The sequence below is a fragment of the Streptomyces sp. NBC_00316 genome (genome assembly GCF_036158715.1).
Classification (GTDB): Bacteria; Actinomycetota; Actinomycetes; order Streptomycetales; family Streptomycetaceae; genus Streptomyces.
Map to the genome: position 1 here is coordinate 6069991 of NZ_CP108023.1, position 19425 is coordinate 6089415.

Sequence of the window (19425 nt, forward strand, 5' to 3'; positions counted from 1 at the left end):
CCGTTGTGACCGAAACGACCGAAGAACCTGTACACCGCACACGCATACTCGTCGATCTGACCCCGCTGCGGACCTCGCCCGACTACCGGCGGCTCTGGTTCGGGAACATGGTCTCCTGGATCGGGCAGGGGATGACGGCCCTCGCCGTCTCGCTCCAGGTGTACGACATCACCGGGTCCGCCTTCTCGGTCGGACTCATCGGGTTCTGTTCGCTCCTGCCGCTGGTCGTCTTCGGGCTGTACGGCGGGGCCGTCGCGGACACCTTCGACCGGCGCAAACTGGGTCTGGCCAGCTCCTCCGGTTCGTTCGTGCTCTCCGTCGTGCTGGTCGTCGCCACCGTCGCCGGGGTGGAGCAGGTGGGGCTGCTGTACGCGGTCGTCGCCCTGCAAGCCGTCTGCTTCGCGCTCAACTCACCGGCCCGCAGTTCGATGATCGCCCGGCTGCTGCCGGCCGATCAGCTGCCCGCTGCCAACGCCCTCAACTCCATGACCAGCACCACCGGTGCGCTGGTCGGGCCGATGCTCGGCGGACTCATGGTCGGCTGGTGGGGGTACCGGTCCGCGTACACCGTCGATGTCATCACCTTCACCGCCTCGCTGTACGCGATGTGGCGGCTGCCCGCGATGCTTCCCGACCGTGGCGACGACGTGAAGAGCGAGAAGGAGGGCGCGAAGAGCGGGGAGGACGGCGAGAAGCGCGAGAAGCGGGCGTCCGTGGTGGACGGGCTGCGGTTCCTGGCGGGCCGGCCCAATCTCCGGATGACCTTCTTCACCGACCTGTGCGCCATGGTCCTGGCCCAGCCGCGGGCGCTCTTCCCGGTCGTCGCCGTGGTCTGGTACGGCGGGGACGCGAAGACCGCCGGGCTGCTGGTCGCCGCTCCGGGGCTGGGAGCTCTGCTGGGCAGTGTGTTCTCCGGCTGGCTGGGCCGGGTCAGACGGCACGGGCTCGCGGTGATCGTCGCCGTCAGCTGCTGGGGCGGTGCCATCGCCGTCTTCGGGCTGACCCGTCAGCTCTGGCTCGGGCTGACCCTGCTGGCGCTGGCCGGGTGCGCGGACACCGTCTCGATGGTCTTCCGGAACACCATGCTCCAGACGGCGGTGCCGGACGCGATGCGCGGGCGGCTGCAAGGCGTGTTCATCGTGGTGGTGGCCGGCGGGCCGCGGCTCGGGGACTTCCTGGCGGGTTCTGTCGCCGATCTGGCGTCCCCGTCCGTCGCGGCCACCGGCGGCGGCATCGCGTGCGTGGTCGCGGTGTCGCTGCTCGCGCTGCGCTGGCGGGGGTTCGCCCGGTACGACGCCCAGAACCCGCAGCCATGACCGAGGAACAGGGCCGGGGCCGACCGCCTGCGGGCGAGTGACTCCGGCCCCCTGCAGTTCAGGCGGACGGGTCCGAGAACTTCGGCATCTCGCCCCCGGTCGTCTTGACGTCGATCACCGAGAACGCCGCGCCCTGCGGGTCGCTCAGCGCCGCGAACCGGCCGAACGGGCTGGTCATCGGACCGAACCGGAGGATCGCCCCGCGCTCCGCCGCCTTCGCCACAGCCGCGTCGCAGTCCTCGACGGTGAAGTACACGTTGAGGTAGGACGGAACCTCGGGCGGGAAGTCGTCCGTCATCTTCATCCGCCCCAGCACCGGGTCGGCGCCCAGGTCGTAGAGCGCGAAGTCGATCGCGTCGTCCTGCATCTGCTTCACGCGGTACGGGAAGACGGCGGGGAAGAAGGCGTCCGACTTCGCCGGGTCCCGGGTGAACACCTCGGCCCAGCAGTATGCGCCCGGCGTGGCCCTGGCCTCGAACCCTTCGTGCTGCCCCGCCTGCCACACCCCGAAGACCACCCCCGCCGGATCGCGCGCCAGCGCCATCGAGCCGAAGTCGCCGACCTGCATCGGCTCCATCAGCACCTCACCGCCGTTGTCACGGATCTTCGCGGCGGTGGCGGCGGCGTCCGGCGACGCGAGGTACAGACACCAGGCCGACTGGCCTTCCTGGCCGGGCATCGGAGGTACGACGGCGGCCACCGCCCTGCCGTTCGCGTATGCCTGCGTGTAGTAGCCGAACTCCGACGACGCCTCGCCGAACGTCCACCCCAGCACGTCACCGTAGAAGCTCTTCGCCCCCTCGACGTCGGTGAACATCGCATCCGCCCAGCACGGGGTGCCCTCTGGTTCCACAGCCATGACTCTGCGCTCCCGGTTCGGTGATCGGTCCGGTTCCTCACGCTAACCAGCGCTCTCGCACCCCGCGCGCCGAACCGTCACGTCGTCGTGAACCCCGCCTCGCCCCGGAGCGGCTACCGTCCGAGCGACCGCTTCATGATCTTGCCCATGTCGTTGCGGGGCAGCTCCGCCAGGTGACGGACCGTGCGGGGGCGTTTGTGCGGGGCCAGCAGGGCGGCCACATGGTCCGCGAGCTCGGCCTCCGTGGGCGGCGCCGCCGGGTCGGCCGGCACCACCCACGCGACGATCCGCTCGCCCAGGTCAGGGTCCGGCTCCCCGGTGACGGCGGCCTCGCGGACGCCCGGGTGGTCCAGCAGCGCGTTCTCGATCTCACCCGTGCCGATCTTGTGGCCGCCGCTCTTGATCAGATCGGTGGCCTTGCGTCCGACGATCCGTACATAGCCGTCGGTGTCGAGCGTGGCCATGTCGCCCGTACGGAACCAGCCGTCCTCGGTGAAGGCGGCCGCCGTCGCATCGGGGCGGTTCAGATAGCCGGTGAAGAGGTTCGGGCCGCGCACCTGGATCTCACCCACCGCGCCCTCGGCCGCCGGGTCGGCGAGCGGCGTGCCGTCCTCCTCGACGAGCCGGAGGCCGACGCCCCGCAGCGGTGCGCCGACCGTCCCCGGGCGGGGGTCGCCGTCCGCCCGGACGGCCGTGTTCATCAGGGTCTCCGTCATGCCGTACCGCTCGATGACCCGGCGGCCGGTCGCCGCCGCGATGCGCTCGTGGTCATGGACCGGAAGGGCGGCCGACCCCGACACCAGCAACCGGGCCCCCGCGAGCGCCTTCGCCAGGTCGGCCGCGTCCGGTGAATCCGTACCGAGCGTCTCCGCCAGCCGGTGGTACATCGTCGGTACGCCGAACAGCATCGTGGAGCCCGACGACAGCTCCCGGGCCACCCCCTCGGTGGAGAACCGGCCCAGATGGCGCACGGAGCCGCCCCGGCGCAGCGGCCCGAGGACGCCCAGGATCAGGCCGTGCACATGGAACAGCGGCAGGGCGTGCACGAGGACGTCGTCGCCGGTCCACTGCCAGGCGTCCGCCAGCGCGTCCAGGGAGGCGGCGATCGCCCGGCGGGGCAGGACGGCGCCCTTGGGCGGGCCGGTGGTGCCGGAGGTGTAGACGATCAGCGCGGGGGACTCGGGGGAGGGTTCGGGGAGGACGGAGCCGTTCGCCGCCGCCGAGGTGCCGACATCCGTACGGTCCAGCGCGGCGAGTTCCGGCGGGAGCACGTCGCCCGCTGCGGCCAGCACCGCCGACGGCGCGCTGTCGGCCACGATGTGTGCCAGCTCGCGGGTGCCCGTCCTCGGGTTGAGAGGGACGGCGGGCACTCCGGCCCGCAGTGCCGCCACCACCGCGACCACCGTCTCCACGGTCGGCGTGGCCCAGACGGCGACCCGCCCGGCGCCCGCGAGCTGCGTGGCGAGCGCGCCCGAGGCCGCGGCCAACTGTGCGTACGTCAGGGTGTGTTCACCGAACCGGACGGCTTCGCGGGAGGCCGCGGGGCCGGATCTGTCATGCAGCGCAGGCAGAAGAGAAGTCACCCTCCGACCATAAGGGCTGTCCCGTAGTCCCTGGCGGGCGCACGACAATAACTGCGGCACCTCGCTGCGTTGTCGGAACGCTCGCATACGCCCCTCGAGGACGTCCCTCCGCCCTGCGATGCACCGCATCCGACGCCGCGCGCCGATCCGCCAGGGATCACGGGACAGCCCGTGGACGAGCGAGTCCGGAGTCCCGCCTTCCCGCGACGTCCGGCAGGACTTCCGGGCCTACCGGTCCGACGCTGCCGGTTCGGCCTCGCCCGTGGTCCCCCGAATGTTCCGCATCCGGCCGTACGCGTACACGCATCCGGCCAGCGCGAGATCCGACAGCAGCATGAAGCCGATCGAGTACGAGCCCTTCGCGCTGTAGATCGCGCCCATGATCAGGGGCGGTACGAAGCCGCCGAGTCCGCCCATCGCGCCGACGATTCCGGTGACGCTGCCCACCTTCGGCTGCGGTGTCACCTGCGAGACGAGGGCGAAGATGCTGCCGCTCGACGTGCCCAGACCGGCCGCCATGCACAGCAGCGCGATCGTGCCGCCCGGTGACAGCTGTGGGTCGAAGGCCTGGACGATCGCCATCAGCGCGGCCAGCCCCAGCGCCGCCGAGGTGACCAGTGCCGGGTGCATGTGGTCCGAGAGCCAGCCGCCGATCGGCCGGAAGACGACGGTGACCAGCGCGAACCCGGCGGCCTTCGTGCCGGCGTCGGTCGGTGAGAGGTCGTACCAGGTCTTCAGATACGTGGGCAGATAGACACCGAACGCCACGATGCCGCCGAAGCCGATCGCGTACAGCGCGGAGAGCTCCCAGGTGACCCGCAGCCGACCGGCCTCGCCCAGCCGGCGTGCGAGTGACGCGGTCGGCACCTTCCGGTCCGGATGGTCGCTGATCAGCGCCGCGGCCAGGGCCGCGTACACCACCAGTGCGGCGGCGACGACGAGGAACGGGAGGTTGTCACCGTGCTTGGCGATCCGTGGCGTGAAGTATCCGGAGAGCGCGACACCGCCCATGCCCATCCCGAACACACCGAGTGCGAGCCCTCGGTCGGAGGGCGGGAACCACGAGTTGACCAGCGGGATGCCGATCGCGAACGTGGTGCCGCCGAGCCCCAGCAGGAAGCCGACGACGAGCATCGCACCGTACGAGTTCCGCGCCGGGATCAGCAGCAGGACAGGAATGACGGTCAGCGCCGAGACCAGCGGGAACATCAGCCGGGCGCCGTACTTGTCGGTGAACGCCCCCGCCGCGATCCGGCCCAGCGAACCGACCAGCACCGGCACGGCGACCAGCAGCGACTGCTCGAACGAACTCAGCCCGAGCCGTTCCTTGTAGTCCCCGGACAGCGGCGCGATCAGATTCCATGCCCAGAAGGTCAGTCCGAAACCGATCGTGGCCACCACGAGGTTGCGGTATGCGGCCGCGGGCTGCCGCTCCGCGGGTGCGGGGGACTGCTTGACGGCTGTTTCCACCCTGTAAGTCAAGGCCGGACGGTGTCTGCGGGCCCCTCAGGTTACGCCATGCGCGGTACGGGTCCCGGGGCGGGCCGACGCGGTCTTCGCAGTCATCATCCGGCACAAGCTGCGACAATCGCAGTATGGACCGTCTGGACAGGGAAATCCTCAGCGTCCTTCAGGAGGACGCGCGGATCTCGTACCGAGATCTGGGCGTACGGGTCGGCCTCAGTGCCAACGCCGCGGCCGACCGGGTGCGCAGGCTGCGCCGTGACGGTGTCATCCGCGGCTTCACCGTGATCATCGACCCGGCTGCCGACACCCGAACGGGTCTGGTGGTCTTCATCGATGTGACGCTGCGTATCGACACCACCAACGAGGTGTTCGAACGGGCGGTGCTCTCGCTGCCCGGCATCACCGAAGTGGTGCATGTGACCGGCGGACACGACTATCTCGTACGGGCCACGGTCGCGGACACCGCCGCCCTGGACGGGCTGCTGCGCCGGCTCAAACGGGAGGCGGGCGTCGCCCACTCCAGCACCAGGGTCGCGCTCAGAGCGGCGCCTGCCAGGTGAACGTCGTGGAGCGCGAGCCGTCGTCGTTCCTCCCGTCGTCGGCGACCGCCAGCCGGACCGATGCCCGCCCGTCCGGCAGCCGCGCCGTCGCGTCCACCTCCACCTCGATGGCCGACACCCCGGTCCGCCGGTGCGCCGCCGCGAGGGCGCCGCGCAGCGCCGCAAGGAGCTGAGCGTCCGCAGGCTGCCGCACGAGCGAGTCGACCGCTCCGGTGAACTGCACCGACGGCTGGAAGCCCAGCACGGCGGCCGCGCCCCGGGTCTCCCGGAGCACCCGGCCCCGGAAGGTGGCGGGTGCCTCGGCGGGCGGCTGCTGGAGTGCGAAGATCGCGGTCCGCACTTCCTGAATGGTCGAGTCCAGCTCGTCGACGGCCCGGGTGAGCAGCTCGTCGGTGTCCGGGGCGGCGGCCCGGCGGCGGGTCGACTCCAGCATCATCTCGGTCGCGAAGAGCCGCTGGACGACGAGATCGTGCAGATCACGGGCGATCCGGTCACGGTCCTCGTACACCGCGAGCTGTTCCCTGTTGTACTGGGCGTCCGCCATCACCAGGGCGAGCGCGGCCTGCGAGGCGAACTGGGAGGCCAGCAGCCGTTCCACGGCCGTGTACGGGCGGCCGCCGCGCCGGCGGGGCAGAGCGAGCGTGCCGATGAGCCTGCCGCCGCTCTGCAACGGCAGCATCATGCTGGGGCCGAACCGGGTCCGTACATGCGTCGTCATCCGCGGGTCGGTCGCCGAGTCGTTGAGGAAGACCGGCTCACCGCCCAGCAGCTGCACCAGCACGGGCGCGCCCGCCTCGATGACGGTGCCGACGAGGCCGGCCGGGTCGTCCAGGGTGGACGCGGTGACGATCTCCATGCCGCCGTCCTCGGTCGGCTGGAGGATCACCCCGGCCGCGGCGTCGGCGAGCATGCGGGCCTGCTCGGCGACGGTCATCAGCGCGTCCGTCGCGCCCGTCCCGCTCAGCAGGGCCGTGGTGACGGCCGCCGCGCCCTCGATCCAGCGCTCCCGCTGCTGGGCCGTCTCGTGCAGCCGGGCGTTGCCGATCGCGCTCCCGGCCTGCGAGGCGAGGACCCGCAGCAGCGCCATGTCCGTGTCGGTGAAGTGACCGGTGTGCTTCTCGGCGAGATAGATGTTGCCGAACACCTCGCGGTGCACCCGGATCGGCGCCCCCAGGAAGGATCGCATCCGCGGATGGCCGGGCGGCTCTCCACTGGAGCGCGGATCGGCGGTCAGGTCGTCGCAGCGCAGTGGTTCCGGCTCCTCGACGAGCACGCCGAGCAGCCCCGCGTGCCCGTCCGGGAAGCCGCGGATGCGCTGCCGCTCGGTGTCGGTCAGGCCGGAGGTGAACAGCTCGGTGATGGTGTTGCGCTCGGGGTCGAGCACGCCGAGTGCCCCGTACCGGGCCCCGGCGAGCGCGGTGGCGGTGTCCACGATCTGCTGCAGGGTGGCCCGCAGCCCGAGATCGGTACCGACGCTGAGCACCGCCTCCAGCAGCATCGGCAGTCTGGGGGGTTTGCTGCTCGGCGGGCCGTCCGCGGCGCCCGGGCCCTCCTCCGTCATCCGCCGTTTCCCCCGTGGTCGTCAGGCGGCCAGCGGGTTGAGGACCATCGGCTGGACCTTTCCGTCCAGCATGGCGCCGAGCCCCAGGACGGAGCAGACATCGGGGCGCTCCGCGATCTGGACCGGCATGCCCGTCGCATCGCGCAGCATCTGGTCGAGACCGGGCAGCAGCGCGCTGCCGCCGACCATCATGATCCCGCTGTCCACGAGGTCGGCGACCAGATCGGGCGGGCAGTCGCGCAGCACCTTGCCGAGGCCGTCGAGGACCGCGGTCAGCGGGGTGTGGATGGCGCGCCGTACGGCGGCGGTGTCGACCTGCACGGAGCGGGCCAGTCCGGTCGCCACGTCACGGCCGTGGATCTCCGTCACCGCGGGTCCGTACGGGGTCAGGCCGTTGCCGCTGAGCGCCACCTGCAAGGGCCGTACGGACTGGCTCCGCATCATCAGCTCGTGGTGCTGGCGCAGATGCTGGATCACCGCGTGGTCGATGGCGTCGCCGCCGATCGGGATGCGGGTGGCGGTCACGATCGAACCTAGCGAGAGCACCGCGATCTGCGTGGTGGCGGCCCCGCACACCATGATCATGCTCCCGATCGGCTGCTCGACCGGGAGCCCGCAGCCGACGGCCGCCGCGAGCAGGGTGTCGACCAGCTCGACCCGCCGGGCGCCGAGCCCGACCAGGGTCTCGACGGCGGCACGCTGGGCGAGCGGATCGCTGTCGTGCGGGGTGCAGGCGGCCGCGCGCAGCCGCGGCTTGCGGCGCAGCTGGCGGCGGAGCTTCTCGCCGAGCAGATGGCGGAGCATCCGCTGGGCCATCTCGATGTCGATGACGGTTCCGCCGGATACCGGACGGGTCACCCGGATGTAGTCGGGGGTGCGGCCCGTCATCTGCTCGGCCAGCTCGCCGACGGCGATGAGCGAGCCGGTACGGGTGTTGATGGCGGCGACACTCGGCTCGTCGACGACGACCCCGAGTCCCTTCACGTACACGCGGGTCCGGGCGGCCCCGAGGTCGACGGCGACGTGGCAGCGGCGCAACTGCTCAAGACTGACGGTCACGGCAGGTTCTCCCGGGAGCGCTGATGTGGGGGTGCCGGCGGGAGCCGGTCCTCCTCTGCATCGTGCGGTGCGCGGGGGCCCGCCGCGCGCTGGGCTGGGCCGTAGGAGGGTACGGAGGTGACGACCTGCCAGGTCACGGCGTCAGCAGTCGCTGGAACAGTCCCCACGTGAATTCGGCGACGTACGGCGCTCCCGTTCCGGGGTCGATGATCGCCAGCGCCCACCGGGTCGGCGCGGTGCCCTCCATCGGGCGGGCAGGTGCGAAGGCCCGGGCGACCTCGTCGACGGTGCACGACCAGGGGACCAGATCACCGATGGCGCGCAACTCGGGGCCGGCTGCTCCCGGGGCCCTGACCAGCCATTCGTTCCATACGGCACCGCCCGGCGCGACCATCACCTCGAACCGCAGATCCGGCCAGAGCGGTACGGGCCAGAGCAGCGCGTCGCACTCCAGGTCGCCGATTCTGCGATGTGCGGAGGACTCGGGTTCGCCCAGCACCGACCGGTAGCGGCGCAGCGATCCCCGCCCGCGCGGTGCCCGCACCATCGCCTGCCACCGCCGGTTGGCCTCCCGCATCTCGGCGAGCGAGGCGCTGAGTTCGTGACGGGCGTCCTCGACGAGGTCGGGCTGATGGTCGGCCATCCGGCGCAGCAGGACAAGTTGAAATTCGAGTGGGCCAAAAGGGGCGACGGTCATGGAATCAACGTTTCCACACAAGATCCTCACCTGAGCGGGTTTCTCTGTTGTCCCACCGGCACATAATCTGCGGGCGCCATGGACTACTGCCACCCGTGTCAGCGGCACCTCAACGGCGCGCTCGCCTGTGCCGGGTGCGGAACCCCCGCAGAGGCGCTGAGCCACTACGCAACGCCCGCCTTCTCCGGCCACGAACCGGACGCGGAGCGCGAGAAGACAATGCCGCCCCCGCCGGGCGGACGCCGCCGCAGGTCCCGCGGCGCCGCCGAGCCGGACCGGGGCGGGCGCGGTGCGCGCGGATCCGGGAGCAGGCGCGGGGCCGCGGATGCGCGCGCCTCGGCCGGCTCACGCCGGGCGCGCAGGGACGAACGCGGCGCACCGGACGAACGAGGCGGCCGGGGAGGGCGTGGCCGTCGTGCGCACCGCCGTCGTGGCCGCACCGCTCTGCTCGCCGTCCTCGGTGTCGTGCTCGCCGCCGGTGCGCTGAGCCTTGCCGAGCTGGCCATCGAGCCGAAGGGTGACGACGGCGCCTCGGACTACGTACGCGAGGCCACCGGCGTCACGACCCCGCCGGCGCCGGAGCCCTCGTCGAGCCATGACATCGACAGCCCCGGACCGGTGGACAGCCCCTCCGTCGTCCCCGCCACCGATGCGCACGCCTCGAGCACCGGCCGGCCGGCCGGTTCGGCCGGCAGCGGAGCCCCCAGGGGTGTGGGTTCCGTATCGCCCGGGGTCTCCGTCTCGCCGTCGGACGGCGTCACGTCCCCCGCGGATCCGGGTCCCTCGGGATCGCCCGGCGGCCCGTCGGAGTCGGGGCAGCCGAGCGGCGCCCCGTCGACGCCCGGGTATCCGGCATCACCCACGCCGAAGCCCACGCCCAGCCCGACCGAGTCCGATACGTGCCGCTGGGTGATCTTCTGCTGGTGAGCGGCGCCTGCACCACCGCCGGGACCGGGGATCGCAGGACAGCCCTCAGGCCTCCGTGCCGACGTCCATGCCCAGCATCCGTCGCAGCAGATCCCGCAGCACCGCACGGTCCGCGGGCGACAGCTCCGCCAGCGGCTCCCGGGCGAAATTGAGCGACTCGCGCAGCTCGCGCGCGGTCCGGGCACCCTTCTCCGTGGGCGCGGCCAGCTTCACCCGCCGGTCGGCGGGGTCGGGCCGGCGCTCCACCAGGCCGCGCGTCTCCAGCCGGTCGACGATCCCCGTCACGTTCGACGGCTCGCACTTCAGCTTCTGCGCGATCTTGCGCATCGGCATCGGCTCCAGGGAGAGCAGCCCGAGCACCCGGGCCTGTGCGCCGGTGAGCGAGTGCGCGGCCGCGGCCTGGTCGTACTCCTCGTAGTAGCGCGCCACGACCGTGCCGATGAGCTCGACGACTTCGAGGGACAGAGGGTCTGTTCGCGGGGTGGCCATGACACCCAGGATAGCCGGTTACTTGACAACATGAAATATTCAGGCGCATGGTTGTTTCACGTCGTGAAGCTTTTTTCGGCGGGACCGGACGGAACCCGATGGGGCCGACCCGGTGAAACCCGGCGACATGCTTCCTCCATCCGTAGGACATCGAGGAGACCCCGAGCCCATGTCTGCAGCACTTCCCACGTCCGGCCGCGAATGGCACCTTGTCGCCCGCCCCCACGGCTGGCCGAAGGCCGAGGATTTCGCTCTGCGTGAGGCCCCGGTCGCCGCTCCGGCCGAGGGCCGTGTCCTCGTTCGCAACCTGCACTTCTCGGTCGACCCGTACATGCGGGGCCGGATGAACGACGTGAAGTCGTACACCCCGCCCTTCAAGCTGGACCACCCCATGGAAGGCGGCGCGGTCGGCGAGGTGATCGCCTCGAACGCCGAGGGGATCGCGGTCGGTGACCACGTCCTGCACGGTCTGGGCTGGCGCGAGTACGCCGACGTCCCGGCCCAGCATGCGGTGAAGGTCGACCCGGATCTGGCCCCGCTCTCCGCCTACCTCGGCGTGCTCGGCATGACCGGGCTCACCGCTTACGCGGGTCTGTTCGAGGTGGCGTCCTTCAAGGAGGGCGACGCCGTCTTCGTCTCCGGCGCCGCCGGCGCCGTCGGCAGCCAGGTCGGCCAGCTGGCGAAGCTCAAGGGTGCCTCGCGGGTCATCGGCTCGGCCGGTTCCGACGAGAAGGTCAAGCTCCTCGTCGAGGAGTACGGCTTCGACGCGGCCTTCAACTACAAGAACGGCCCGGTCGCCGAGCAGTTGCGTGCGGCCGCCCCCGACGGCATCGACGTCTACTTCGACAACGTCGGCGGCGAGCACCTCGAAGCAGCGATCTCCTCGCTGCATGTGCACGGCCGCGCCACCATCTGCGGAATGATCGCCCAGTACAACGCGACCGAGCCGACCCCCGCCCCGCGCAACCTCGCGCTCGTCATCGGCAAGCGACTGCGCCTGCAGGGCATGCTCGTCGGCGATCATGCCGCTCTGCAGCCGCAGTTCGTCCAGGAGGTCGCCGGCTGGCTGGCCTCCGGCGAGCTCAAGTACCGCGAGACCGTCGTCGAGGGCATCGAGAACGGCTTCGACGCCTTCCTCGGCCTGATGCGTGGCGAGAACACCGGAAAGATGATCGTTTCCCTCGCCTGACAGCTGTTCGGTCACACCCGTCAGTCCCATTCACCGGCCGTCGCGACCGTGGACGCGAGTCGCGGCGCACCAGCAGGAGGAATCCTCAGCATGGCTATTTCGGACATCACCGTCGCCTACACCGCCGTCGCCACCGCGGAGAACGGCCGTGACGGCCGCGTCGCCTCCGACGACGGCAACCTCGACGTCGTCGTCAACCCGCCGAAGGCGCTGGGCGGCAGCGGTGCGGGCACCAACCCGGAGCAGCTCTTCGCGGCCGGCTACAGCGCCTGCTTCCAGAGCGCCCTCGGCGTGGTGGCCCGTCAGGAGAAGGCCGACATCTCCGGCTCCACCGTGACCGCCGCTGTCTCCATCGGCAAGACCGCCGAGGGCGGCTTCGGCCTGGAGGTCGCGATCAGCGCGACCATCCCGAACGTCGACACCGCCACCGCGCAGTCGCTCGTCGAGAAGGCCCACCAGGTGTGCCCGTACTCGAACGCGACGCGCGGCAACATCAAGGTCGAGCTGTCGGTCGTCTGACCGTCCGCACCACCCGCACGACCGGCCCGTCCGGCGTTTGAGGACAAAACGTCCTGCCGGACGGGCTCGGCCCAACTCCCCCCGGATGCTGCGCATACAGCCCCCGTTACGCTGGCGCCATGCGCGATCTAGGGGCGGGTTTCAGCTATTTGATCAAGGGGCAGCGCTGGGTCGCCCAGCACGGACGCTGGTTCGGCTTCGGCCTGATCCCCGGCCTCATCACGCTCGTCGTGTACGCCGGAGCACTCACCGGTCTCGGCTACGGCGCCGACGACCTGGTGACCTGGGCGACGCCGTTCGCCGACGACTGGTCCTCGCCCTGGCTCGGCCTGCTCCGCGGCACGCTCACCGTGCTGGTCTTCGGACTCGGGCTGTTCCTCGCCGTGATCACCTTCACCGCGGTGACCCTGCTCGTCGGCCAGCCGTTCTACGAGTCGCTCTCCGAGCAGGTGGACCGTACCGAGGGCGGGGACGTACCCGGGTCCGGGCTGCCGCTCTGGCGCGAACTGTGGATCTCCGCCCGCGACAGCCTCCGCATCCTGGTGCGTGTCACGCTCTACGCGATCCTGCTCTTCGCCCTCGGGTTCATCCCGGTCGTCGGCCAGACCGTGGTCCCCGCGATCGGCTTCTGCGTCACCGGCTACTTCCTCGCCGAGGAGCTCACCGCGGTCGCACTCCAGCGCCGCGGTCTGGTCCTGGCGGACCGGCTCGCCCTGCTGCGCGGCCGTCGCATGCTGACCCTCGGCTTCGGTGTTCCGCTGGGCCTCGCCTTCCTCGTCCCGTTCGTCGCGGTGTTCCTGATGCCGGGCGCCGTCGCCGGGGCCACCCTGCTCGCGCGGGATCTGGTGGCGCCGTCCACCGACGACGAGGACGCGGTCCCGTCGCCCTCCCCGGCCCCGTACAGCTTCGACAAGCACTGAGGGCCGAGGAGACCCCGAGCCATGACCGAGATCATCGCCGTCGCCGTCATCACCGTCCTCGCCGTCATCAGCCCGGGCGCCGACTTCGCGATGGTCGTGCGCAACAGCTACCTCTACGGCCGGACGACCGGGCTCCTCGCGGCCGCCGGTGTCGCCGCGGGCGTCCTCGTCCATGTCACGTACACGATGCTCGGCGTCGGGCTGCTGATCGCGTCCTCGACCGCCCTGTTCACCGCGATCAAGCTGGCGGGCGCGGCGTATCTCGTCTACATCGGGGTCCGGACGTTCTTCGCCCGCAACGACCTCACCGTCGATCTGGAGTCGAAGCCGGCCCTGACCCGGCTCGGGGCCCTGCGCACCGGCTTCTTCACCAATGCGCTGAACCCCAAGACCACGCTCTTCGTCGTGTCGACCTTCACCCAGGTCGTCGGGCCCGGCACCGGACTGTGGCGGCAGGCCGGCTACGGACTCTTCATGTCCGCCGCCCACCTCGGCTGGTTCGCCCTCGTCGCGCTGTTCTTCTCGCACGCACAGCTGCGCACGGCGATGCTGCGATGGCAGAAGGTCCTCAACCGGTCCATCGGTTCGGTGCTCGTCGGACTGGGTGTCACCCTGGGCCTCGCCCGCTGAGCGACGCCCGGCCCGCTCGTGTCGGCCGCTGTGCCCTCCCGGTGCCGTGCGGACGGCCGACGCCCACGTCCCCCGGCCCGGGCCGCGTGGTCGAGGGCGCCGCGTCAGCGCACCGAGAACCCGTACACCGTCGCCGACACGTACTCCTCGCCCGGCCGCAGCACCGTGCTCGGGAACTGCGGCCGGTTCGGCGAGTCGGGGAAGTGCTGGGTCTCCAGCGCGATGCCGGCGCAGGGCCCGTACGGCCGCCCGTCGAAGTGGTCGGCGGTGTACAGCTGCAGCCCCGGCTCGGTCGTGGTGATCGTCAGGACGCGACCCGACACGGGATCGCACAGCTCGGCCGCGGGGCCGTCGGCGTCCGCATCCAGAACGAAGTTGTGGTCGTACCGGGTGCCGACGGTCCTCGGCTCCCGGAAGTCGAACCGGGTCCCGTCCACGGGCAGGAACTCACCCGTCGGCAGCGACTCGTCGTCCGCCGGGGTGATCCGCCCGGCCGCGATCCGCAGCGTGTGCCCGCTCGCGCTGCCGCTGTCGGCGCCGGCCAGATTCCAGTACGTGTGATTGGTCAGGTTCAGCACGGTCGGCGCGTCCGTCGTCGCCCGGTACGTGATGCGCAGCGCCCCGTCCCCGTCCAGGGTGTACGCGGCCGAGACGGCCAGCCTCCCCGGAAAGCCCTCCTCGCCGTCCTCGGCGACCAGGGAGAGCTCCACGCCACCGGAGACCTCCCGCGCCTGCCACACGCGCTTGTCGAACCCACGGGCCCCACCGTGCACATGGTTGCGGCCCTCGTTCCGGGTCACCCGGTGCGTCCGCCCGTCGAGCACGAAGGAACCGTGCGCGATCCGGTTCGCGTACCGCCCGACCAGCGCCCCGAAGTAGGGTCCTGAGGACGTCGTGTACGCCGCGAGATCCGGCAGCCCGAGCGCCACATCGGCCCGCACGCCGTCCCGGCCCGGCACCTCGACCGACTGGACGACGCCGCCGTAGGTCAGGACGCGTACCCGAGTACCGGCCCGCTCCAGCGTCCAGCGGTGGACGGCGGTGCCGTCCGCGAGGGTGCCGAAGAGTTCCGTGCGTATCGCCGTGCTCAAACCCGTTTCCATGATCACGGACCTTAGACCACGGGACCGCGGCTACGCGGGGGGCCTGCGTGCCGTCACATTGCGGTACGCGATCTCCGCCAGGCGCGCCTGTCCGTTCCGCCCCGGATGGAACCAGTCCCACGGGCTGAGCTGTTCACCGGTGAACCGGTAGTCGAAGACGGCCCCTCCGTCGTACCGGCAGCGCCGATCCTTCGCGCAGACATCCCGCAGCACCTCGTTGTAGGCCACGACCCGCTCCTGCACGGCGGTACGGCGCGCCACGGCTTCGGCACTCATGTCGTCGGCCCGGCCCAGCATCGACTTGCAGATCCCCAGCTTCCAGATCTGCATGCCCAGCGGGTTGCCGCGCCCCGTCGACCAGAGGCGCTTGAGGTCCGGCACGCTCGACACGTACACCTGCGTCTTCGGGGCCCTGCTGCGCAGCTGACGCATCGAAACCTGGAACGACGCCCGGAAGTCCGCCACCGGCGTCATCAGCTTCACCGAGTCCCGGCAGGCGTCGTTGGCGCCGATCATCACCGTCACCAGATCGGGTTTCTGCTCCGCCGCGAGGGCCATCTGCTCCGGCAGCCGGTCGATCCGGGCGCCCGTCTCGGCGTGGTTCCAGCTGCGCGAGGCCGCGCCCGAGGCGCCGAGCAGCCGCATCGCGAGGCTCCGGACCGCGCTGTCCGTACCGGTCGCCCAGGACACCTCCGGGCAGTCGGCCAGAACCGAACAGGCATCGAACCCGCGTGTGATGGAGTCCCCCACGACCGCGACCGACCTGGGACTGCGGTCCCAGATGCGGGCGGGTGCGGCGGGGCGGCGCTGCTGTTCGGCGGCCGGGCCGTTCGTCGTCGCGTCCCGCTCGGCATCACAGCCGGTCAGCGCGGCCACGGCGATGACCGGAAGCACCGTCAGCACGGCGGCAGCGGTGCGCGTGCGATGGCTTGCGGAACGATTCTGCATCCGTGGTTCCCTCCCGTTTATGCCCCCGGCAAAACCCCGAAGCCCCAGGCGACAGGCCTGGGCGCTCCGCCGGGTGAAAGCTGAGCGAATCATGGGTCCAGGACCGACCGTACGTCACACCTCGGGCTCCGCCGCACGGTAGCTTTTCCCCGTCGAACCAGTGCCGCGCTGCGCCGCCCGGCTCCACTCGGGTGGAATCGGAAAATCACATCACGTCACATACTGTCCCTTTTCAGGAGATTCACTCCCGATGCTGTTTACTGACGACAACCTCGGGAACCGGCCGAGAAGAGACGGTACGGGCGCGAGGCCGCTGGGGAAGGCGAAGCTCGTCCCACACTGGAGGTCCCGGTGACGACACGTGGAGTTCTGTACGTTCACTCCGCACCGCGCGCGCTCTGCCCACATGTCGAGTGGGCGGTGGCGGATGTCCTCGGTGCGCGGGTCCAGCTCGACTGGATCAGGCAGCCGGCCGCACCCGGCACCTGGCGGTCCGAATTCTCCTGGAAGGGCGCCCCGGGCACCGCGTCGAAACTCGCCTCCGCGCTGCGGGGCTGGGATCTGCTGCGCTTCGAGGTGACCGCGGAGCCGTGCGCCACGGCGGAGGGCGAGCGCTACAGCTCGACGCCCGGGCTGGGCATCTTCCACGCCGTCACCGGCATGCACGGCGACATCCTGGTGCCGGAGGACCGGCTGCGGGCTGCGCTGGCGCGGTCGGTCCGCGGGGAGACGGAGCTGGAGGCGGAGATCGCGAAGCTGCTCGGCAAGCCGTGGGACGACGAGTTGGAGTCGTTCCGGCACGCGGGGGAGGGGGCCCCCGTGCGGTGGCTCCACCAGGTGGTGTGACGGGGCGGGACGTTCCTCCTCTGCCCGGCCCCGCGCAGCGATGAAGCCCGCCACCCCCAAGGGGTGGCGGGCTTCATCGCGGTGGGGGGTCAGACGCTGCGGAACGCCAGCACCACGTTGTGCCCCCCGAACCCGAACGAGTTGTTGATCGCAGCGATCGAACCCTCCGGCAGCGGCCGCGGCTCATCACGCACGATGTCCGCCTCCACCGCCTCGTCGAGGTTCTCCACGTTGATCGTCGGCGGAGCCATCCGGTGGTGCAGCGCCAGAACCGTCGCGACGGTCTCGATGCCGCCCGCGCCACCGAGCAGGTGACCGGTCATCGACTTCGTCGCCGAGATCGCGACATGGTCGAGGTCGTCGCCCAGGACCTTGCGCAGAGCCTTCAGCTCCGCGACATCGCCCTGCGGCGTCGACGTGGCGTGCGCGTTGAGGTGCACGACCTCGGACGGCTTGAGATCCGTCTGGTCCAGCAGGTTCTGCATCGCGGCAGCGATGCCGCGCCCGGTCGGCTCGGGCTGCGCGATGTGGTGGGCGTCCGCGGACAGCCCCTGTCCCAGCACCTCGCAGTAGACCTTGGCGCCCCGCGCGGCCGCGTGCTCCGCGGACTCGAGCACGACGACACCGGCGCCCTCGCCGAGCACGAAGCCGTCACGGCCCGTGTCGTACGGACGCGAGGCCTTCTCGGGCTCGTCGTTGTTCTTGGACATCGCCATCATGTTGGCGAACGCCGCGATGGGCAGCGGGTGGATGGCAGCCTCGGTGCCGCCGGCGAGAACCACATCGGCACGGCCGGTGCGGATCATCTCGACGGCGTACCCGATGGCCTCGGCACCCGACGCGCAGGCGGAGACCGGCGTGTGGACACCGGCCTGCGCGTTGACCTCCAGGCCGACGTTGGCGGCCGGGCCGTTGGGCATGAGCATGGGCACGGTGTGCGGGGAGACGCGGCGTACGCCCTTCTCCTTCAGCACGTCGTACTGGTCGAGCAGGGTGATCACGCCACCGATACCGGAGGCGATGACCGAACCGAGCCGCTCGGGCTGGATCTTGTCGTCCTCACCGGCCTTGCCGGTGAAGCCGGCGTCCGCCCACGCCTCGCGGGCCGCGATCAGCGCGAACTGCGCCGAGCGGTCCAGCTTGCGGGCGAGCGGGCGGGGCAGGACGTCGCCCGGGTCGACGGCCGCGAGGGCGGCGATCCGGACGGGCAGTTCGGCGAAACGTTCGCCCTCGAGAGGCCTGACACCGGAACGACCGGCCATCAGTCCTTCCCAGGTCGACGCGGAGTCGCCACCCAGCGGAGTGGTTGCGCCGATACCGGTGACGACCACGGTGCGATTGGTCGAGTTCACTGGAAAATCTTCTCCACGTGTAGAGGGTCGTGAATCAGCGGCGCCACCGCCGGGTGGCGACACACGAGCCGGCTGGATCAGGCCTGGTGCTTCAGGATGTAGTCGGCAGCGTCGCCGACCGTCTTGAGGTTCTTGACGTCCTCGTCGGGGATCTTGACGTCGAAGCGCTCTTCGGCGGCGACGACGACCTCGACCATGGACAGCGAGTCGACGTCCAGGTCATCGGTGAAGGACTTGTCCAGCTGGACGTCCTCGACCGGGATACCGGCGATCTCGTTGACGATCTCGGCGAGACCGCTGACGATCTCTTCCTGGGTGGCGGCCATGTGGCGCTCCTTCGATGTGTTTCTGCAGGGTTCTGACGTCCGGACCGGAAGGTCCGGTGTGCCTAGGGGAGAGTAACGACCGTCGCGGCGTAGACGAGACCCGCCCCGAAGCCGATGACGAGCGCGGTGTCGCCGCTCTTCGCCTGACCGGTCGCCAGGAGCCGCTCCATAGCGAGCGGAATCGAGGCGGCGGACGTGTTGCCGGTGGTCTCCACGTCACGGGCGACCGTGACGTGCTCCGGCAGCTTCAGGGTCTTCACCATCGAGTCGATGATCCGCATGTTGGCCTGGTGCGGGATGAAGACGTCCAGGTCTTCCGGGGCGATCCCGGCCGCGTCCAGCGCCTGCTGGGCGACCTTCGCCATCTCGAAGACGGCCCAGCGGAAGACCGCCTGACCCTCCTGCGTGATGGCCGGGAACTTCTCCGGACGCTCGGCGTGGAACTCGTCCCACGCCACGGTCTGCTTGATCGTGTCGGACTTGTCGCCCTCGGAGCCCCAGACCGTCGGGCCTATGGCAGGCACGTTGGAGGGGCCGACGATGACCGCACCGGCGCCGTCACCGAAGAGGAAGGCCGTTGCCCGGTCCTCCAGGTCGGTCAGGTCGCTGAGCCGCTCCACGCCGATGACCAGCACGTACTCGGCCGAACCCTCGACGATCATGCCCTTGGCGAGGGTCAGGCCGTAGCCGAACCCGGCGCAGCCGGCGGAGATGTCGAAGGCGGCGGGCCTGCCCGCGCCGACCTTGTGGGCGATCTCGGTCGCGATGGCCGGAGTCTGCTTGAAGTGCGAGACGGTCGAGACGACGACCGCGCCGATCTGCTCGGGCCCGATCCCGGCGTCGGCGATGGCCTTGCCGGCCGCCTCGACGGACATCGCGGCCACGGTCTCCTCCTCGGAGGCCCAGTGGCGACTGGCGATGCCGGACCGGGAGCGGATCCACTCGTCGGACGAGTCGATCGTCTCGAGAATCACCTCGTTGGGCACGACACGGGTCGGGCGGTAGCCGCCGACACCCATGATCCGTGCGTACGGGGCGCCCTGGCTGGGCTTGATCTTCGACATGCTCTCGGGC

At 70.9% G+C, this 19425-nt stretch carries 20 protein-coding genes; 8 read left to right on the plus strand and 12 right to left on the minus strand.

Going from position 1 to position 19425, the window contains the following annotated elements; translation table 11 throughout:
- Window positions 1-5: 5 nt before the first annotated feature.
- Window positions 6-1316, plus strand: coding sequence for an MFS transporter (locus tag OG878_RS26925; protein WP_328889160.1), 1311 nt, complete (start codon window positions 6-8; stop codon window positions 1314-1316).
- Window positions 1317-1374: 58 nt separating this feature from the next.
- On the opposite strand, the gene OG878_RS26930 is transcribed toward OG878_RS26925, so the two are convergent.
- The 3 genes from OG878_RS26930 to OG878_RS26940 form a co-directional block, all read right to left on the minus strand.
- Complete coding sequence (locus tag OG878_RS26930; protein WP_328889161.1) at window positions 1375-2175, minus strand: VOC family protein; 801 nt, start codon at window positions 2173-2175, stop codon at window positions 1375-1377.
- A 113-nt stretch (window positions 2176-2288) separates the two neighbouring features.
- The gene (locus tag OG878_RS26935) at window positions 2289-3758 is read right to left on the minus strand and encodes an acyl-CoA synthetase (protein WP_328889162.1); all 1470 of its coding nucleotides are present in this window, start codon (window positions 3756-3758) and stop codon (window positions 2289-2291) included.
- A 228-nt stretch (window positions 3759-3986) separates the two neighbouring features.
- Window positions 3987-5228: an MFS transporter gene (locus tag OG878_RS26940; RefSeq protein ID WP_328891393.1), complete on the minus strand. Its 1242-nt coding sequence runs from the start codon at window positions 5226-5228 to the stop codon at window positions 3987-3989.
- Window positions 5229-5353: 125 nt separating this feature from the next.
- On the opposite strand from OG878_RS26940, the gene OG878_RS26945 reads away from it, so the two are divergent.
- Window positions 5354-5785: an Lrp/AsnC family transcriptional regulator gene (locus OG878_RS26945; protein ID WP_277326066.1), complete on the plus strand. Its 432-nt coding sequence runs from the start codon at window positions 5354-5356 to the stop codon at window positions 5783-5785.
- Here the strand turns inward: OG878_RS26945 and OG878_RS26950 are convergent.
- The 3 genes from OG878_RS26950 to OG878_RS26960 form a co-directional block, all read right to left on the minus strand.
- On the minus strand, window positions 5763-7346 hold the full coding sequence (locus OG878_RS26950; protein ID WP_328889163.1) for a GAF domain-containing protein: 1584 nt from the start codon (window positions 7344-7346) through the stop codon (window positions 5763-5765). The two genes, OG878_RS26945 and OG878_RS26950, sit on opposite strands and share 23 nt — an antisense overlap.
- A 21-nt stretch (window positions 7347-7367) precedes the next feature.
- Window positions 7368-8405 (minus strand): rod shape-determining protein, encoded by a 1038-nt coding sequence (locus OG878_RS26955; protein WP_328889164.1) that lies wholly within the window; start codon window positions 8403-8405, stop codon window positions 7368-7370.
- 133 nt (window positions 8406-8538) lie between these two features.
- Window positions 8539-9102, minus strand: a complete 564-nt coding sequence (locus OG878_RS26960) for a hypothetical protein (RefSeq protein WP_328889165.1) — start codon at window positions 9100-9102, stop codon at window positions 8539-8541.
- Window positions 9103-9180: 78 nt separating this feature from the next.
- On the opposite strand from OG878_RS26960, the gene OG878_RS26965 reads away from it, so the two are divergent.
- Complete coding sequence (locus OG878_RS26965) at window positions 9181-10029, plus strand: SCO2400 family protein (protein WP_328889166.1); 849 nt, start codon at window positions 9181-9183, stop codon at window positions 10027-10029.
- 45 nt (window positions 10030-10074) lie between these two features.
- On the opposite strand, the gene OG878_RS26970 is transcribed toward OG878_RS26965, so the two are convergent.
- On the minus strand, window positions 10075-10518 hold the full coding sequence (locus OG878_RS26970) for a MarR family winged helix-turn-helix transcriptional regulator (protein WP_328889167.1): 444 nt from the start codon (window positions 10516-10518) through the stop codon (window positions 10075-10077).
- Window positions 10519-10687: 169 nt separating this feature from the next.
- On the opposite strand from OG878_RS26970, the gene OG878_RS26975 reads away from it, so the two are divergent.
- The 4 genes from OG878_RS26975 to OG878_RS26990 all read left to right on the plus strand — a co-directional run bounded on the left by OG878_RS26975 (window position 10688) and on the right by OG878_RS26990 (window position 13776).
- Window positions 10688-11707: an NADP-dependent oxidoreductase gene (locus OG878_RS26975; protein ID WP_328889168.1), complete on the plus strand. Its 1020-nt coding sequence runs from the start codon at window positions 10688-10690 to the stop codon at window positions 11705-11707.
- Window positions 11708-11797: 90 nt separating this feature from the next.
- On the plus strand, window positions 11798-12226 hold the full coding sequence (locus tag OG878_RS26980; protein ID WP_328889169.1) for an organic hydroperoxide resistance protein: 429 nt from the start codon (window positions 11798-11800) through the stop codon (window positions 12224-12226).
- Between the two features lie 119 nt (window positions 12227-12345).
- Window positions 12346-13146, plus strand: coding sequence for an EI24 domain-containing protein (locus OG878_RS26985; RefSeq protein ID WP_328889170.1), 801 nt, complete (start codon window positions 12346-12348; stop codon window positions 13144-13146).
- A 21-nt stretch (window positions 13147-13167) separates the two neighbouring features.
- Window positions 13168-13776, plus strand: a complete 609-nt coding sequence (locus tag OG878_RS26990) for a LysE family translocator (RefSeq protein WP_328889171.1) — start codon at window positions 13168-13170, stop codon at window positions 13774-13776.
- 104 nt (window positions 13777-13880) lie between these two features.
- Here the strand turns inward: OG878_RS26990 and OG878_RS26995 are convergent, their stop codons facing one another.
- Window positions 13881-14879: an aldose epimerase family protein gene (locus OG878_RS26995; RefSeq protein ID WP_328889172.1), complete on the minus strand. Its 999-nt coding sequence runs from the start codon at window positions 14877-14879 to the stop codon at window positions 13881-13883.
- A gap of 30 nt (window positions 14880-14909) precedes the next feature.
- Complete coding sequence (locus tag OG878_RS27000) at window positions 14910-15827, minus strand: SGNH/GDSL hydrolase family protein (protein WP_328889173.1); 918 nt, start codon at window positions 15825-15827, stop codon at window positions 14910-14912.
- A 351-nt stretch (window positions 15828-16178) separates the two neighbouring features.
- Between OG878_RS27000 and OG878_RS27005 the strand changes: the two genes are divergently transcribed.
- On the plus strand, window positions 16179-16673 hold the full coding sequence (locus OG878_RS27005; protein ID WP_328889174.1) for a DUF3145 domain-containing protein: 495 nt from the start codon (window positions 16179-16181) through the stop codon (window positions 16671-16673).
- An 89-nt stretch (window positions 16674-16762) separates the two neighbouring features.
- Here the strand turns inward: OG878_RS27005 and fabF are convergent, their stop codons facing one another.
- From fabF to OG878_RS27020, 3 genes are all read right to left on the minus strand, one after another.
- The gene (gene fabF, locus OG878_RS27010; protein WP_277326053.1) at window positions 16763-18025 is read right to left on the minus strand and encodes a beta-ketoacyl-ACP synthase II; all 1263 of its coding nucleotides are present in this window, start codon (window positions 18023-18025) and stop codon (window positions 16763-16765) included.
- A gap of 77 nt (window positions 18026-18102) precedes the next feature.
- Window positions 18103-18351, minus strand: coding sequence for an acyl carrier protein (locus tag OG878_RS27015; RefSeq protein WP_266986003.1), 249 nt, complete (start codon window positions 18349-18351; stop codon window positions 18103-18105).
- Between the two features lie 62 nt (window positions 18352-18413).
- Window positions 18414-19415: a ketoacyl-ACP synthase III gene (locus OG878_RS27020; RefSeq protein WP_328889175.1), complete on the minus strand. Its 1002-nt coding sequence runs from the start codon at window positions 19413-19415 to the stop codon at window positions 18414-18416.
- Window positions 19416-19425: the final 10 nt, after the last annotated feature.